Genomic DNA, 16,765 nt, shown 5'->3' on the forward strand with positions numbered 1-16,765 from the left:
CGAGGCCGAGGCTTGCGCGTGCCGCCGACCACGGGCCATGGACGGCATATCCCACCGTACAGACGATCCGGAGCCTCATCCGATGGAACTGCGCCTTGACCCCGAACTGGAAACATTCCGCCGGGAGGTTCGCGCCTTCATCGATCAGGTGCTGCCCATCGACATGAAGGAGCGCCAACGTCGCAAGGTCGCGAACAATGCGGCGGTGCCGGACCAGCTTGAATGGATGCGCATCCTGAACACGCACGGCCGTTCGGTGCCGCACTGGCCGGTCGAACATGGCGGCTGCGGCTGGTCGGCGATGCAGCTCTTCATCTTCAACGAAGAACTCTATGCTGCCGATGCGCCGGAATTCGACTGGGGCGGTACGCACATGCTGGGGCCGGTGATCTACACCTTCGGCTCGGACTATCTGAAGAGCCGGTTCCTGCCGATGATCCGCGAGGGCGCCACGATGTGGGCGCAAGGCTTCTCCGAGCCGGGATCCGGGTCCGACCTGGCGTCGCTGCGGACATCGGCAGAACGGGTCGGCGACACCTATGTCGTCAACGGCCAGAAGATATGGACCAGCGGTGCGGCGCATGCCGACTGGGGTTTCTTTCTGGTCCGCACCGACAAGGGCGTGAAGCCGCAGCGCGGCATCAGCTTCCTGATCGCCAAGATGGACACGCCCGGCATCACCGTGCGCGAGATCCCGCAGATCAACGGCGAGGCGCATCTCTGCGAGGTGTTCCTCGACAATGTCGTGGTGCCGGCCGATCAGCTGGTCGGCGAGCCCGGCATGGGCTGGACCTATGCCAAGTTCCTGCTCGAGCATGAACGCACCACCTCCAGCTTCATCTATTGGAGCAAGCGGGAACTGGCCCGGGCGAAGGACATCGCGCGCGGAGAGCGCCGCGCCGGCCGGCCGATCGCCGAGGATCCTGCCATCCGCGCCCGTTTCGCCCGGATCGAGGCCGATCTGCTGGCGCTGGAATGGTCGGTGCTGCGCGTGCTTGCGCACGAGGCGTTCGACGCGTCGGAAGCGGCGGCTGCATCTGTGCTCAAGATCCGCGGGTCGGAGCTGCAGCAGGAGATCACGATGCTGCAATGCGACCTGCTTGGCGCGAAGGCCCTGCGCTTCTTCGATCCGCAACCGGTGGCGCCGCCGGCGCCCACCGCTGCCTGGCAGGATTATGTACCGGGTCGCACCACCGTGGCGCTGATCAACCGCGCCGCGACCATCTATGGCGGGACCAAGCAGATTCAGAAGAACATCCTGGCCAAGCTCGCCTTCGGTCTCTGAAGAGGACAAACCGACATGGATTTCGCGAAGTCCGACATTCAGGCGATGCTGCTGGACAGCGCCGAGCGACTGCTGTCCGAAAATGCCGATGTCGAGTATTGGCGCCATCAGCGGGCAAGCGCGCTGGGGTTCGACGCGGCGCGCTGGGCGCAGTTTGCCGAGCTGGGCTGGCTGGCGCTGCCGGTGCCCGAGGCCGCAGGTGGTCTGGACGGGACGCTTGAGGATGTCGCCCTGCTCAACATCGCGCTTGGGCAGGCGCTAGCGACCGAGCCCTATGTCAGCACCGTCGTCCTCGCCGACCATATCCTGAAGCAGTCGGCGAACGAGACCAGGGCGCTGGTGCTGCTCGGCGAGATCGCAAGTGGCACGCTGCGTATCGCGCTCGCGCACCAGGAAGAGGGCATGCATCCGCTGAGTGCCGATACGGCGGCTACGACTGCACGGCGGAGCGCCGACGGCTATGTGCTCAACGGCGCGAAGATCATGGCGTTGGATGCGCCGAGCGCCGGGCACCTGATCGTCTCGGCAATGATCGAGGGCGAAGACGGCATCGGTCTGTTCCTTGTCGCTGCGGACCAGCCCGGCGTGATCCACGAATCCTACCCGCTGATCGATGGCACGCGCGCGGCAGATATCGGCCTGACCGACGTCGCTCTGCCGGCTGACGCGCTTCTGGTCGGTGCCAATCGCGGAAGCGCGGTGCTACGCGAGGCGATCGACCGCGCGTCGATCGTGCTGATGGCGCAGGCGGTCGGCGCAATGGAGGCGGCGAACAAGGTCTGCGCCTCCTATGTGCAGGAACGCAAGCAGTTCGGCACCGCGATCGGATCGTTCCAGGCGATCCAGCATATCATGGCGGATAATTTCGTGGCCGCGCATCAGGCGCGTTCGATGCTGTACCACGCGCTTGCCAATGCCGACCGGGATGAGCCGACGCGGTCGGCCGCGATCTCGGCCGCACGCCTCGTGATCGGCGAAGCCGGCCAACTGGTCTCGCGCAACGGCATCCAGGTGCACGGCGGCTACGGCCTGACCGACGAATATGCGATCGGCCATTATTTCCGTCGGTTGATGGTGATCGAGAAGCAGTTCGGCGACGTGATCCTGCACGGCCAGAGATTCGGCGACACTATCTTCGCCTGATGATCCGCTGAAGAGCGGGAGCGGCGACAACGCAGAAAGGCCGAAGGAAAAGGCAGAGGACAGAGCGCGGGATCAGCGCATAGGGGGCAAGTATCGCCGGAACGAGCGCTGCAGTCCTTGGCTGTTGAACAGCAACGGAGAGGAGAAATCGGCAATGCGCAGCAGATCGGCACCGGTCCACACCGGTGCACAGGCGCCGACGGGCATCGGATTTGAGCCCCTGCTGCGCAGCGCGCAGATGGTGGCCGGTAGTTTCGACCCCATCGATCCGGCTCTCGCCATACGGGTTGCGCGCTTCCTCGACTGGCTGAACGCTCAGGGCGAATTGCGCGCCGACCAGCAGTCTGCGGTCGGGCTGCAACTCCGCTCGGTGCTCGCCAATCGCCTGCGCCTGAGCGCCGATCGCAGACGCATCGCGGGCATCGCGCAGGAACGGATCGAGCGGCCGATCTTCGTCATCGGCTTCGCGCGCACCGGGACGACGCTGATTCATTCGCTGCTCGGCGAGGATCCGGAGGCAAGCGCGCCGCGCTGGTGGCACACGCACGCGCCCAGCCCGCCACCGGGCGAGGTGACGGTGACCGCGGAGCGGATCGAACACACCGCCAGGGACCTGGACGAGATGCTGCGGATCGCGCCGGGTCTGCTCACGCTCCATCCGTATTGGGACAAGCGTGGGCACTGCCTGATCGAGGACGAGGAGATCTTCGCGCTCGATTTCCACAACGCCTATCCGACGCTGCTGTACCGCCTCCCGGCGCTGGCGATGGTGCTCGACGCCGGCAATGCCGCCGATGCCTATGCCTTTCACCGTGAATTCCTTCAGCATCTGCAATGGAACCGCCCATCGACGCACTGGGTGGTGAAGGGGACCTACCATCAGTTCGTGCTCGATGCATTGTTCAGCGCCTATCCCGATGCGCTCTGCATCTGGCCGCACCGCGACCCCTTGCAGGTCCACCCATCGACCATGGCGATCACGGCGGTGCTCTATGGCGGCATCACCGACTGGCAGATGGACTTCAGGGCGCTGGGGCCAGCTTTCGTGCAGAGCATCGCCGCGTCGGTGGCAGACGCCATGGCCGATCCGCTGATCGATGATCCCCGCATCGTCCATGTCGACTTCCACGATCTCACCCGTGATCCGATCGCGGTCATTCGTGACGCCTACGGGCATTGGGGGCGCGGCGTCAGCCCGGCGTTCGAGACGCGGATGCGCGCCTGGCTTGCCGATCCGGCCAACGCGCCGAACCGCTACGGCCGCTACGACTATGCGCTGGAGCCCTTCGGCCTCTCCGCCGGGATGATCGAAACCGCCTTCGAGGGCTATTCGCGGCGGTTCCGGCTCGGCCGCTTCGCCTGATCCGCAGGAGAACAAGAGGATGCGCAATCCGATCGCCAACCCCGGCCAGTTTGCTGCGGAGCAGGAGGTGCGCAGCTTCTGGGACCAGCCGGAAACCCGGGTCGCGCGCGCTCACTGCGCGCAGCTCTGGCGTGTCGGCCATGGCACCGACGTGCCGGCGGAGGTGGAGCCACTGTTCGACGCGGCGATGGATGGCTGGATCGGCAACTATCTGTTCAAGGCCGCTGCGGCTGACCCGGTGCGTCCCCGCTTCGTGCGAAACTTCATGCCGGGCTATCGCTGGGGCGACCGCGATGTGCCCGATGCCCGCATGGGCGGCGATAATCCGGACAATTGCTATCGCCTGGCGGGCATCGCCCATGGCGGACGGTATCGCGTGTCCGGCCGGGTGATCGATGCCTGCCCGGCGCATGTCTCATTCACGCTGGTGGAAAATTGGGGCACGTCGGTAACGGCGCAGACGCTGGAGCTGCCGGGCATCGACGTCGGAGAGGACGGCTGTTTCACGATCATCATCGACGATCAGCCGACGGCTGGCCGGCCCAATCACATGACCACCAGCCCGCGCGTCAAATTCCTGTTTGTGCGTGACAGCATGATGGACTGGGCGCGCGAGACGCCGCTCGACCTGCGGATCGAGCGTCTCGACGCGGTCGGTTTGCTGCCGCGCTCGCCCGACGCGCGGTTGGAGGAGGCGCTCAGGCGCGTGCGGGAGGATGTGCCGCTCTATTATTGGTTCTTCCGCCTCTCCGCCGGGCAAGCCGTCAACTCCATGCCGCCGCCCTTCCGCACCGGTGCCGTCGGGGGACTGGTGACGCAGGCGAGCGGCATCGGGCGGTTGCGGCTGGAGGAGGACCAGGCCGCCATCGTCCGCTTCAACCGGGCGGGCGCGGCATATTGCAGCCTGCAGTTCGCCATCTGGTGGTATCGCTCGCTCGACGCGCATCGTCTGCAGAGCGGATTGAGCGCCGCGCAATGCGTGCCGGACGCGGATGGCAGCATCACCGCGGTCATGTCGGCGCGCGATCCCGGCGTCGCCAACTGGGTGCAGACGGACGGGCTGCGGGACCTGTTGCCAATGATTCGGTGGCAGGGTTTGCCCGCGATGCAAGCCGGGGCTGGACCGAACCACGAACTCACTGTCGTCGGCATGGATGAACTTGACGGCCGTCTTGGCGGCGCGGTCGCGCGGCTCGACCGCGCCGCGCGCGCGACCCAACTGGCCGACCGGCTGCGGGACTGGTCCCGCCGGATCTCCCTGTGATAGAATTCATCCGGAAAGAGCAGAAACGTCCTTTCTTCCGATTGTACGATGATCGAAAGCGGATAGTATCCGCGAGCACCGATTTTAGGGGGGCTTGCATCACATTCGTGATAACTGGGTCGGGTGGGTGAGCCCGCCCATTTCAGGACAAATCACTCATACGATGATGTAAGTCATCCGGTTCTAAAGACTTTGGCATGACGGTGATTGGCAGTAGCTGACACTTCTCCACCGGCTTCGAAAATAACAAGCGGCCGGTGTCCTTTTGTCCAGGGAGGGATGCAATGAACCACCGCCTATATCTCGCCATGACCTGTGCCGCCGTCATCACGGCGCCGGCGTATGCGCAGACGGACGCAGCGCCGCAGCAGGAAGAAGCGGTGCCCACCGGCGACATCGTCGTCACCGCACGCCGCCGCGAGGAATCGATCCAGGACGTGCCGATCTCCGTTTCGGCGTTGAACGGCGCGCAGCTGGAACAGGCGGGCGTCAACGATGTGCAGGGGCTGCAATTCCGCACGCCATCGCTGTCGATCACCAGTTCGCAGAGCCAGCGCAACACGGTCGCCTTCTCGCTGCGCGGCCAGCGCACGCAGGAAACGCAGCTGTTCACCGACCCGCCGGTCGGCACCTATTTCGCTGAAGTCGTTCAGCCCCGGCCCTATGGCTTCGGCAAGACCTTCTACGATCTCGAATCCGTCCAGGTGCTGAAGGGCGTGCAGGGCACGCTGTTCGGCCGCAACATGACCGGCGGCGCAGTGCTGGTCGAGCCGGCGCATCCCAGGCTCGGCGAATTCTCCGCGGAAATCCGCGGCCAGTACGGCAACTACGACATGTGGGATGCCTATGCGATGGTCAACGTGCCGATCGGCGATCGTGTGGCGCTGCGCTTCTCCGGCAAGTCGCGCGAGCGCGACGGCTGGGCGCGCGACGTCGATACCGGCCGCCGCTTCGACAATCAGAATTTCGACACGTTCCGCGTGTCGGCACTGGTCGAGCCGTTCGACGGGCTGCAGTCGCTCACCGTGTACGACTGGTTCAAGTCGGAAGAAGCCGGCACCGCCGCCTTCCTGACCGACAGCCGCTTTCCATCCGTGCTGAGCAATTATGAAGGGCTGCGGCGCGCCGGCCTGATCGACGCCAATATTCCGGCGCAGATCGCCGAGGCGCAGCAGCTGTTCCGCAACAAGCGATTCACCTTCAACATCGGTGCCGGGCAGGGCGGCAATCTCGATGCCTTTGGCGCCCCGTTCGAGAATATCAAGAACTGGGGAATCACCAACAAGACCACGTGGGAACTTAGCGACGACCTGACGCTGAAGAATATCTTCGGATATCGCAAGGTGCGTCGCGAGCAGGTGCAGGATTATGATGGCATTCCCGCATTCCTCATCACGCCCTATCAATATTCTCGATCGCGCAACATAAGCGAAGAACTGCAGCTGCAGGGTAAGGTGTTCGACGGTAAGCTCGACTTCATCCTTGGCGCATATTATTTCGAGGAGAAGGGCATCGATGGCTCGACCGCCAACACTTTGCCCGAACTGAACATCGTCGGCGCGGGCCTCAATGCACGGACCACACCGGCGCTGCTGTTCGCCACCGCCAACCCCGGTTCGGGCTATTCGCGCACCGCGGCCGCATTCGTCGCAGGTACCTTCCATGCGACCGACGAGCTGAGCTTTTCGGGCGGCCTGCGCTACAACTATGACAAGCGCAAGATCACCGTCGAACCGAGCATGCCCAACATCGTCAATGCCGATGGATCGGTGGGCCGCTGCTCGTTCGACATCGATGCGGCGACGGCAGGCGTCCAGACCGTGCCCTTCTCCGAATGCAGCTTCACCAATTCGAAGTCGTTCAAGGAGCTGACCTACGACGCGACGATCCAGTATGAGCCGAGCCCGGCTGTCACGACCTACGCGTCCTACCGCCACGGTTTCCGGGCGGGCGGCTTCTCGACCCGCGCGACGAGCTATGTCACGCTGGCGCCGTTCCTTCCGGAATTCGTCAACGAATATGAAATTGGCCTGAAGACCAACACGCGGTTTGGCGGCGGGCGCCTGACCACCAGCACGGCGCTGTTCCGCCAGGATGGCAGCGACGTGCAGAAGCAGCGCGCCACCTTCGTCAATGGCAATGTCTTCACGATCGTCGACAATACGGCGCGGCAGCGCAACACCGGCGGCGAGTTCGAGGCGACCTTCTCGACGGTCGGCTTCTCGCTTACCGGATTCTATTCCTACACCAAGGTGAAGATTCTCGAAGGGGCCGCGGCGCCGACGCCGGTCGGTCCCGAGATCGCCCAGCGTGGCATGCCCAAGCACCAGGCCGGTGCGACCGCGACGATCTCGCCGCCGATCGACGAGAGCGTGGGCGAACTCAATTTTTCGCTGAACTACACCTGGCGCAGCGAAATCTTCCTCGACGACTTCGAGCGGTCAGCGCGGCAGGGCGCCTATTCGCTCGTCAACGTCCGCGCAGAACTCGGCAAGATCGGGGGCTCCGGGTTCTCAGCAGCGGTTTTCGCGAACAATCTGCTCGACGAGACCTATCGCATCGGCGTGCTCGGCCTCGTCGCCGAGGGGCTGGGTTTCTCGTCCAGCGTCTATGGCGAGCCCCGGATGTACGGCGTGGAGGTCGGCTACAAGTTCTGACGTCGACACGGTCGAAATGGGGAAGGGGTGCACGATGTGCGCTCCTTCCTTGTACCTGTAAGACGCCGCGAAGCGACTTCGTTCAGGCGCCGCCCTGCGCGAGGAGCATGTCGATGCCGGCGTTGAGCCGCTCAACCAAAGCGCGATCCGACAGCTCAACGAAATAGCCGAGCTGGTCGACCGTATCGAGATGAATGACCGCAGGCGAGCCGTCCGGCATCGTCGCGCCCCAGCTTTCGAACACGCACTCGACGCCTTGGGGCCGCTGGCTCAGATCGTCGACCGCATAGCCCAGATGGAAGATTCCCTCGCCACGGGTGTTGAGCCACTCCTTGGCATTGCCTTCGCCCGTAACGGGCTCGATCATCTCAAGATAAAGCGCGCCCCATCGCGTGAACGCGTTCCGGTTTGCGAAGCGTCCGTGCCAGTCGCGGTAGCGGCCGCGATAGTCGGTATCGAGCCGCCAGAAAGGGCCGAGACCGAGAAGATCCCGGTACCGCCGCATGCCCTCTTCGATGTCGCGCACGACCACCCCGATCTGATGCAGGTCTCCTCCGAACTCCATGTTGCTGCCCTCTTTGCCTCGGAGAGCGCGCGCGATCTCTCAGGCTGCCAAATGGTCGCGGGCCTGCTCGCGCAGCAGGAACTTCTGGATCTTGCCCAAGGGCGTCCGCGGAAACTGGTCGAACAGGACCAGGTGGCGCGGGACCTTGTAATTGGCCATCTGCTCGCGGCTCCACGCGGTCAGTTCCGCAAGGGTGAGCGTTGCGCCCGCGCGCAGAATGGCGCAGGCCGCGCAGACCTCCCCCATGCGCGGGTCGGGCCACGCGATGATGCAGATGTCGGCGATCGCGGGGTGCTTGCGCAGGATGGCCTCGATTTCGGCGGGATAGGCGTTGAAGCCGCCGACGATCACGACATCCTTCAGCCGGTCGAGGATACGCAGATTGCCGTCCTCGCCGATGCAACCGACATCGCCGGTGTGGAGCCAGCCATCGGTGTCGATGGTGGCGGCGGTCTGTTCGGGATCCTCGAAATAGCCCTGCATGACGTTCGGGCCGCGCACCAGCAATTCGCCGCTCTTGCCCTGCGGCTGGATATTGCCGGCCGGATCGACGATCCTGAGCGCGACACCGGGCAGCGGCTTGCCGACGGTCCTGGCGATCGTCTCGAAGCTTGCGTCAGGATAGTTGACGCTGACGAGCGCGGTGCTTTCGGTCTGGCCGAAGCTTGTCAGAAACAGGTCGAAACCGAATGTCTCGCGGCCGGCGCGGATCAGGTCCACCGGTACATTGGACGCGCCGGTATGCCCGACGCGGAGCGAGGAGAGATCGTAATCGCCGAACCGCGGATGCTCCAGAAGCGAGGAAAAAATGGTCGGCGGGCCCATCAGCACGCTGATCTTCTCGCGTTCGATCAAGTCGAGCAGCGCGTCCGCATCGAAGGTCGCGATCGGATAGGCGGTGATCCCGGCGATCAGCGCCGATATCCAGCCCGAGCGATAGCCGAAGCTGTGGAAGAAGGGATTGACGATCGCCATCCGGTCGCCGGCGCGCAGATCGTTGGACTCGTTCCAGATCGCCGGCATCCACAGTGCCTGGCCATGATTGTGCATCGCGCCCTTGGGCTGCCCGGTGGTGCCGCTGGTGAACAGGATGTCGGCGATGCTGTCTGGCGTCACTGCAGCGATGCGCGCTGCAAGCGCGGCATCGTCGACCTGGGCCGCCTCGAAGCGGACGAGATCGGGCCCGTCAAGCGCGACGACATGCGTCAGCGCCGGAAGCTCTCGCACCGGCCCGTGCTCACCCGCGCCGCCGCCGGCCTGCCGCAGCATGGCGGCATAGTCGTTGCCGAGGAAATGATCGGCGGTGAACAGGATGCGCGCCCGCGTCTTGCCCAGCACGTAGAGCGCTTCGCCGCCCTTGAAGCGGGTATTGATGGGCACCATGATCGCACCGATGCATTCGGTCGCAGAGGCCGCGATGATCCATTCCGCACTGTTCGGCGCCCAGATGGCAACGCGCTCGCCATCGCCGACGCCGTGAGCGATCAACGCGCGCGCGAGGCGATCGACACGTGTCTTGAAATCGGCGAAGCTGATGTGGTCGCCGCACTCGCTGACGATGAACGGCGTGTCGCCGTGCCGCGCCGCCACATGCGCGATGACCTGCGGCAGCGTGTGCTCGAGCGTGGGCTGCAGGTCCGAGAAGTGCGGGTTGGTGCCCAAGGCGGCCATCGTCGCTTGCCTCCTCACAGAAGTCCGCGTTCCTCCGCGGTTTTGATATCGGGCGAGACGCCGGCCTCGCGCATCGCCTCGATCACCGCGGTGGTGGCGGAGGCGATGCAGGGAAAACCGACATAGGGGGTGAGTTGAACAAGCAGCCCCTCGAGTTCGGATGGGGTGAGACCGTTGGCGATGCCGATCTTTACATGGTTCTTGAGCTCGAGCGACTGGCGCATCGCAACGAGCGCGGAAATGATCGCGATGCTCTTGGACTTGCGGTCGATCCCCTCATGCTGCCACGCGTCGTGAAACGCCCAGCCGGCAGCCATCCGTGGAATGTCGGAAGCGAAGCCGTCGCCGCGGGCGGCTGCGGCGAACGCGGTGCCGAAGGCTTCGCCCATGATGCCGGTAATGAAGGCAACACCCGCTTCCTGCTTCTCGTCGAGTTCGGCCATCCGTCCATCCTTTTTTCACGTCATCGGCGGACCTATTGTCCGTGGCCGGAGGCGGTCAACCGAGCGACGTCAATCTTGGCCCGCGGAACGCCATTGATCGGCCATCTGATGGTATCGCGGTCCGGTCTCCGTCCCGACGTGTGTCATCAGCGCGCCGATACCTGTTGGCCTGCCGTCAATATCGCTTTCAGGAAGACATCGAGATTGGCCTTCATGCGGTCGAGCGGCGCGGCGACCATGAGGGCGCCGATATTCTCGCCGTCGGGACCATGGACCGGCACCGCCAGGGCCGCGGTGTCGCTCAACATCTCGCCGAAGCTCGCGCAATATCCCTGCGCCCTGATCTCGACGAGATTAGCCCGGATCTCGTCAGGGTCGACGCGGGTAGATCGGGTCAGCGGCTTGAAATGGGCGCGCTCGAAATACATGTCGACATGGTCCGAATCCGAGTAGGCGAGTAGCACGCGACCTGCCGCGCTGGCGTAGAGTGGCGCCCGCAGGCCCGCCTGCATGGCATAGCGTACTGGCTGCCGACTGTTGACCGCTTCGGTGTAGATGGCCTGTCCGATCTCCCAATCAGCGATCGCGAAGCCGACAGACTCCCTGGTTTCGTCCGCGAGGCGGCGGACCTGAAGCCGGATCATGTCAGGGGCCGACCAGTTGGCGACGATCCGGCTTGCGAAATGATAGGCTCCCGATCCGAGGCGGTAACGGCCCTCACGCAACGTCAGATAATGCATATCGCATAGACCGCGCAGCGTATCGAGGAACGTGCTTTTCGGCACTGAGAGCGCGGCGCTGAGTTCCGCGAGGCTCATTCCGTCCGGTTTCTTTGCAAGCAGGCTCAGCAGGTCGAGAACCCGTGTTATCGCCTTGGGACCTTTTGGCCGCCGCTCTTCTGCTGCTTCTTGGATGGACATCTTATTCTCCCGCATCCGGACGAAGTCTAAGCGTTCGAAAAATCGAACGCAATTCGAAAAATCGTTGACCGCTGCATATGTGATGCGATACCCATCTCAGACATCGGAAGGACGCGAGTCAGCGATTCCCAGAACCAGCCGAGGAAGAGGACAACCATGGCCACCAGCGCATCCCGCACGATCAAATCGGCGCATCGGGTGCTGGAGATCCTGGAATATTTCGACCAGGATCGCCGGTACGCAACCGTAATGGATATGTCGCGGACCCTGAATTACCCGCAGTCAAGCACATCGGAATTGCTGCGCTGTCTGACTAGGCTGGGTTATCTTCACTATAACCGCACGCGCCGAACCTATAGCCCGACCGCGCGGGTCGCCTTGTTGGGGGCGTGGGTCAAGCCGTCCTTGTTCCGAGGTGGGCCGGTTCTGTCAGCGATCGACGATATCGCCAAGGCGACAAACGAGACAGTCGCCCTGTCCTCCAGCTCCAACTATGTCGTGCAACACCTTCACGTTATTCATGGCAACAGCGACGACGCCATCGATGCGCATGGTGGTGATGCGCTGCCGATACTGCACAGCGCGCAGGGACGCCTGCTCCTATCCAGCTATCGTAACGAGAATATTCGCTCGGCCGTACATCGCCTCAATGCCGAAGAGGCCGATCTAGACCGGCATGTCCGCATCGCCGAACTGCTGACCGAGTTTACCGCACTGCGCGACCGCGGGTGGGTGATCGAAGAGGATCGTGACGGCGTCGGCTGCGTCGCCGTGCTGCTGCCGCACAAGGGCAATATCGACCGCATGACCGTCAGCATCATCGCCAAACCGTCGGTGATCCGGGAGCGGGGCGAGGAAATGCTGGCGCTGCTGCTCAGCCGCAGGAACGACATCGCAGATTTCTACGATGCCGACGATTCCCATGACGCGAAGGCGAGCAATGTCGTGCCGATGCCCGAACCGGTGAAGATCGTCAGCTATCGCCGTCATTTCGCCTGACCGGCCCGCGTTGCGCGGAGATGAGGGGCCGCGGGGCATGACGAACCTCGCGGTTCTGCCAGGGACCGGCGGTGCGGTTCGCTGCGGAGTCTTGCCGATGCCGGCGTCTCCGACCGCCGGCCAGGTGATGGTGCGCATGCTCTATGCACCGATCAACCCTGCCGACCTGCTGGCTATTGACGGACGCTACGCCTTCGCGCTCCCGTCTGACGCGCCGCTCGGCGCCGAGGGCGTCGGTCGCGTCGAGGCGGTGGGAGCGGATGTCGCCGATCTCTCACCGGGCGAACTGGTCGTGCCGCTGAGCCGCGGCAATTGGTGCCGCTTCCGCTGTCTGCCGGGCACCGACCTCATTCGCCTTCCGCCGGATACCGACCTCCGGCAGGCCTCGATGCTGCGCATCAACCCGCCGACGGCGCACTTGCTTGTCGCGGCAGCGGCAGTCCCGCGCGGCCAGCTGCTGATCCAGAACGCGGCTTCTTCGGCTGTCGCTGGCTGGGTGCGCACCATCGCGCAGCGCACGGGTGTGGCCGTCGTCGATATCGTGCGGAGGGCGGATCCGGCGCTGCCCGACGCGATCATCGACGGCGACGATCTGGCCGAACAGGTTCGCGCGCGCGCGGCGGGACGGCCGGTGCGCGCTGCGCTGGATTGCGTTGCAGGATCGGCCACAGGTCGCCTTGCACAATGCCTGTCGGATGGCGGGACGATCATGCTGTTCGGTCATATGTCGGGCGACCCCGTCGCCATCCGCTCCCAACTCCTGACTGGCGGCGGGCTGACGATCCGCGGGTTCAGTCTGCGACCTGCTGAGGCCGCGATGGGGCCGGCAGGCGTGCGGGAGATGTTCGCCGAGCTGGTCGGCCTTCGCGCGCAGTCGGATGTCGCCATGCCGATTCGTGCGGTCCTGCCTCTCTCGCGGGCCGCGGCGGCGATCACCCGCGCGCGCGACGGCGGCCGCGGCCGCGTGCTGCTCGATCTCACCGCATGATATCGACCATGTGAAGCCTGCGCGCCCGGCTTTGACTTGGTGCGGCGATGGTTGATGGGAAGGCGATCATCTTGGGGACGATGCGATGAAACTGGACTTTACGCCCGAGGAAGCCGCGTTTCGCGACGAGGTGCGCGCTTTCCTGAAGGACGCGCTGCCCGACGATCTGCGGCAGAAGATGGTCGACCGCGCGCATCTGGGCAAGGACGACATCGTCCGGTGGCAGCGCATCCTCAATGCGCGCGGATGGGCGGTAACGCATTGGCCGGTGGAATATGGCGGCCAGAACTGGACGCCGGCGCAGCGCTATATCTTCCAGGAGGAGATGGCTCTGGCCCACGCGCCCGAGGGGTCGCCGTTCAACGTCAATATGATCGGTCCCGTGCTCTGCAGGTTCGGCACACCCGCGCAGAAGGAGGCGTTTCTCGCCGCCACCGCCAATATCGACATCTGGTGGTGCCAGGGCTTCTCCGAGCCCGGGGCCGGCTCGGATCTTGCCAGCCTCAAGACCATGGCCGTGCGCGACGGCGACCATTATATTTTGAACGGGCAGAAGATCTGGACGACCCAGGCACAGCATGCCGACTGGATGTTCGGGCTGTTCCGCACCGACAATTCGGGCAGGAAGCAGCAGGGCATCACCTTCCTGCTGCTCGACATGAAGACGCCGGGTCTTACCGTCCGTCCGATCGAGACGATCGACGGCGAGCATGATGCCAACGAGGTGTTCTTCGACGATGTCCGTGTGCCGGTGGCAAACGTGGTTGGCGAAGAGGGCAGGGGCTGGGACGTCGCCAAGCATCTGCTGGGCAGCGAGCGCAGCGGCATCGCCCGCATCGGCCTGTCCAAGGAGCGGCTGTCGCAGCTGCGCGCGCTGGAGGCGCGACTGGCGGACGACGGCACGCTGACCAGGGAGGAGCAGCATCGCTTCGCTTACAGGCTGGCCGAGGTCGAGGTCGAGCTGCGTGCGCTCGAGTTGACCCAGCTGCGCGTCGTCGCGGCGGACTCGCATGGCGGCGGCGCCAACGCCGCAGCGTCGATTCTCAAGGTCAAGGGGACGGAGATGCAGCAACGCATGACCGAACTTGTGACCGAGTTGGCGGGTCCGGCGGGGCTGCCGATGCCGGATCATGGTCATGCGCCCAACGATCCCGACGATAGCTGGATCGGCGCGGCTGCGCCTTTCTATTTCACGATGCGGAAGGTGTCGATCTTCGGCGGATCCAACGAGGTCCAGAAGAACATCATCGCCAAGACCATGCTGGGATTGTGACGCGCCATGGATTTCGACCTGACCGACGAACAGAAGATGCTGCAGGAAACCGTCACGCGCTTCGTGGCGGAGACCTATGACTTCCAGAAGCGCGAGCATGCGCTGAAGACGGCGGATGGATGGAGCCGGACGGCCTATGCCGGCCTGGCGGAGATGGGCCTTCTCGCCTTGCCCTTCGCGGAGGAGGATGGTGGTTTCGGCGGCGGCGGCGTCGAGATGATGGTGGTGATGGAAGCGCTCGGACGCGGCCTGATGGTCGAACCCTATTTCCCGACGGTCGTGCTCGCCGGCGCGGTGCTGCGCCACGGCGCCTCGGCGGAGCAGCGCGCGGCGATCGTGCCGGGAATCATCGACGGGTCGCAGATCCTCGCGCTGGCGCACAGTGAAAAAGGCCTGCCGCGCCATTCGCTTGAAGCACGCGCACGCGCCCTCCCGTCGGACGGCGGCTGGGTGCTCGAGGCCCGCAAGATCGCGGTGATCCACGGCCAGAGCGCCGACCGGCTGATCGTCAGCGCAATGACCGACAAGGGCGTGTCGCTGTTCCTGGTCGACGCCCGGGCCGATGGGATCGGCATCAACGGTGCGCGGGGCTATGATGGTGTGCCCGTCTCCGCGATCTCCTTCGCCGGGGTGGCTGTACCCGCCGACGCGCTGGTGGGCGGGGAGGGGCAGGGGGACGCCATCCTCGCCGCAGCCTTCGAGGAGGCGACAGCGGCGCTGGCCGCCGAGGCCGTGGGGGTCATGGCGGAGACCTTCGACGTGACGGTGGACTATCTCAAGACGCGGCAGCAGTTCGGTGTCGCCATCGGCAGCTTCCAGGCGCTGCAGCACCGCGCGGTGGAGATGCTGATGCAACTCGAACTGTCCCGCAGCATGGCCGTCCTCGCGGCGCTGTCGCTCGACATCGACCTGGAGCAGCGTCGCCGCAACATCTCGGCAGCCAAGGCGCAGATTGGCAGGTCCGGACGGATCATCGGTCAGGAGGCGGTGCAGATGCACGGCGCGATCGGCATCACCGCGGAGTATAAGGTCGGCCATGCATTCAAGCGGCTGACCGCGATTGACGCGCTGCTCGGCGATCGCGACTGGCATCTCGCACGGCTGGTAGAACTTCGCGGTGTTTACGGGGTCGCCGCATGAGCGCGCGATCGGTCCCGGCGCGGCCCGCGCCGGGACCGATCGCCGGCGTCAGCCTTCCGCCGCCTTGCGCAGCATCACTGCACGATCGCCGTCCCGCACTACCACGAGGCGCATGCCGGGCTTGGTGTAATCGGAGAAGGTTTCGAATTTCTCCCGCACGCCGGGGTGAAGGACGCGGATGAATGTCCCTTCGTCAACGGCGAGCGTCAGCATGCCCAGCGCGTCGGCATCCACGGTGATGCTGTCCGGCGTGACGGCGGTGACGGTGGCGGCGATGGCGCTCGGATTCGCGGCCGACTGGACGCGCGAGTCGAAAGTGATCCGCAGTCGGTCGGAAGTGTTGGGCATGCCGCAATGCGGCGTATAGGGATGCACGATCAGGACGTCTCCAGGGAAATAGTCGGCCGTCGCCCAGGCGTCATCAGGCACGGCGTCGCGCGGGAATGGGTATGGCGAGGGCTTGGCCACATTGTGGAAGAAGCCGCGATCGTTCTGGCCGACCGCGAGCGCGAGCCCACCCATATCGCGGCTGCATGGCGTGAGCACAACCCAAACGGGCTTATAGTCCTGAATGCCGGGACTGTAGAAGCCGTCCTGGTGGACGACGGTCACCGGGCCGCCCGGCGGATAGGTGCGATACTGGACGATGGGAACGGCGCAGGCCGGCTCGCCGAGTACTTTCTCCATGACCGCGAGGTTGGCGGGATGCTCGATCAGCGTCTTCGCGATGCCGGCATAAAGGTCGCTTTCCTCCATGCTGCCGGGCAGGGGCTTGCCGGTCCAGCGGCCGGTCTCGTCGCCGGGCTCCACGAGCCCAAGCTTGACCGCGACCGCGAGCATCGCGTCGCGCGCCTCGTCGACGGAGGCGCGTTCGAACACGCCGCGCAGGAAGATATAGCCATTCTTCTTGTAGAAGGCTTCGAGCGCATCATGGTCGTCGAGCAGGTGATTGCAGCTTTCGAGGTCGCGCGCCGGATGAACGTCGAGTGCGCTCAGATCGACGGCGTCGGGCCGGTTAATGGCTTCCACAGGCATAGATCTCTCCACTGGCCGG

Annotated in this window: 14 protein-coding genes; 9 read left to right on the forward strand and 5 right to left on the reverse strand. The window is 64.8% G+C overall.

Annotated elements, in window-relative coordinates; translation table 11 throughout:
* Positions 1-82: 82 nt before the first annotated feature.
* The 5 genes from FHS96_RS18960 to FHS96_RS18980 all read left to right on the forward strand — a co-directional run bounded on the left by FHS96_RS18960 (position 83) and on the right by FHS96_RS18980 (position 7,712).
* Entirely contained in the window at positions 83-1,285 is a 1,203-nt protein-coding gene (locus FHS96_RS18960) for an acyl-CoA dehydrogenase family protein (protein ID WP_429595198.1), read from the forward strand.
* Between the two features lie 15 nt (positions 1,286-1,300).
* Complete coding sequence (locus tag FHS96_RS18965; RefSeq protein ID WP_429595201.1) at positions 1,301-2,428, forward strand: acyl-CoA dehydrogenase family protein; 1,128 nt, start codon at positions 1,301-1,303, stop codon at positions 2,426-2,428.
* A gap of 154 nt (positions 2,429-2,582) precedes the next feature.
* On the forward strand, positions 2,583-3,791 hold the full coding sequence (locus tag FHS96_RS18970; RefSeq protein ID WP_429595204.1) for a sulfotransferase family protein: 1,209 nt from the start codon (positions 2,583-2,585) through the stop codon (positions 3,789-3,791).
* 19 nt (positions 3,792-3,810) lie between these two features.
* Positions 3,811-5,055 (forward strand): hypothetical protein, encoded by a 1,245-nt coding sequence (locus FHS96_RS18975; RefSeq protein ID WP_429595207.1) that lies wholly within the window; start codon positions 3,811-3,813, stop codon positions 5,053-5,055.
* Between the two features lie 284 nt (positions 5,056-5,339).
* Positions 5,340-7,712 carry a TonB-dependent receptor gene (locus tag FHS96_RS18980; RefSeq protein ID WP_429595210.1) on the forward strand — a complete coding sequence of 791 codons (2,373 nt, stop codon included), beginning with the start codon at positions 5,340-5,342 and terminating at the stop codon, positions 7,710-7,712.
* A gap of 82 nt (positions 7,713-7,794) precedes the next feature.
* Here FHS96_RS18980 and FHS96_RS18985 read toward each other — a convergent pair whose 3' ends face one another.
* The 4 genes from FHS96_RS18985 to FHS96_RS19000 all read right to left on the reverse strand — a co-directional run bounded on the left by FHS96_RS18985 (position 7,795) and on the right by FHS96_RS19000 (position 11,311).
* The gene (locus FHS96_RS18985; RefSeq protein ID WP_429595213.1) at positions 7,795-8,277 is read right to left on the reverse strand and encodes a VOC family protein; all 483 of its coding nucleotides are present in this window, start codon (positions 8,275-8,277) and stop codon (positions 7,795-7,797) included.
* A 39-nt stretch (positions 8,278-8,316) separates the two neighbouring features.
* Complete coding sequence (locus tag FHS96_RS18990) at positions 8,317-9,948, reverse strand: AMP-binding protein (protein WP_429595216.1); 1,632 nt, start codon at positions 9,946-9,948, stop codon at positions 8,317-8,319.
* A gap of 14 nt (positions 9,949-9,962) precedes the next feature.
* Positions 9,963-10,391 carry a carboxymuconolactone decarboxylase family protein gene (locus tag FHS96_RS18995; protein WP_429595219.1) on the reverse strand — a complete coding sequence of 143 codons (429 nt, stop codon included), beginning with the start codon at positions 10,389-10,391 and terminating at the stop codon, positions 9,963-9,965.
* Between the two features lie 146 nt (positions 10,392-10,537).
* On the reverse strand, positions 10,538-11,311 hold the full coding sequence (locus tag FHS96_RS19000) for an IclR family transcriptional regulator (RefSeq protein WP_429595222.1): 774 nt from the start codon (positions 11,309-11,311) through the stop codon (positions 10,538-10,540).
* A 156-nt stretch (positions 11,312-11,467) separates the two neighbouring features.
* On the opposite strand from FHS96_RS19000, the gene FHS96_RS19005 reads away from it, so the two are divergent.
* From FHS96_RS19005 to FHS96_RS19020, 4 genes are all read left to right on the forward strand, one after another.
* A complete protein-coding gene (locus FHS96_RS19005; protein ID WP_429595226.1) occupies positions 11,468-12,310 on the forward strand; it encodes an IclR family transcriptional regulator in 843 nt (280 codons plus the stop codon).
* 97 nt (positions 12,311-12,407) lie between these two features.
* On the forward strand, positions 12,408-13,298 hold the full coding sequence (locus FHS96_RS19010; RefSeq protein ID WP_429595229.1) for an alcohol dehydrogenase catalytic domain-containing protein: 891 nt from the start codon (positions 12,408-12,410) through the stop codon (positions 13,296-13,298).
* An 85-nt stretch (positions 13,299-13,383) separates the two neighbouring features.
* Positions 13,384-14,571 carry an acyl-CoA dehydrogenase family protein gene (locus FHS96_RS19015; protein WP_429595232.1) on the forward strand — a complete coding sequence of 396 codons (1,188 nt, stop codon included), beginning with the start codon at positions 13,384-13,386 and terminating at the stop codon, positions 14,569-14,571.
* A gap of 6 nt (positions 14,572-14,577) precedes the next feature.
* A complete protein-coding gene (locus FHS96_RS19020) occupies positions 14,578-15,711 on the forward strand; it encodes an acyl-CoA dehydrogenase family protein (RefSeq protein WP_429595235.1) in 1,134 nt (377 codons plus the stop codon).
* A 48-nt stretch (positions 15,712-15,759) separates the two neighbouring features.
* Here FHS96_RS19020 and FHS96_RS19025 read toward each other — a convergent pair whose 3' ends face one another.
* Entirely contained in the window at positions 15,760-16,746 is a 987-nt protein-coding gene (locus FHS96_RS19025) for a phytanoyl-CoA dioxygenase family protein (protein WP_429595237.1), read from the reverse strand.
* Between the last annotated feature and the right edge of the window lie 19 nt (positions 16,747-16,765).

Origin of the sequence: Sphingomonas zeicaulis (genome assembly GCF_050433225.1) — a bacterium.
Lineage (GTDB): Bacteria > Pseudomonadota > Alphaproteobacteria > Sphingomonadales > Sphingomonadaceae > Sphingomonas_D > Sphingomonas_D zeicaulis.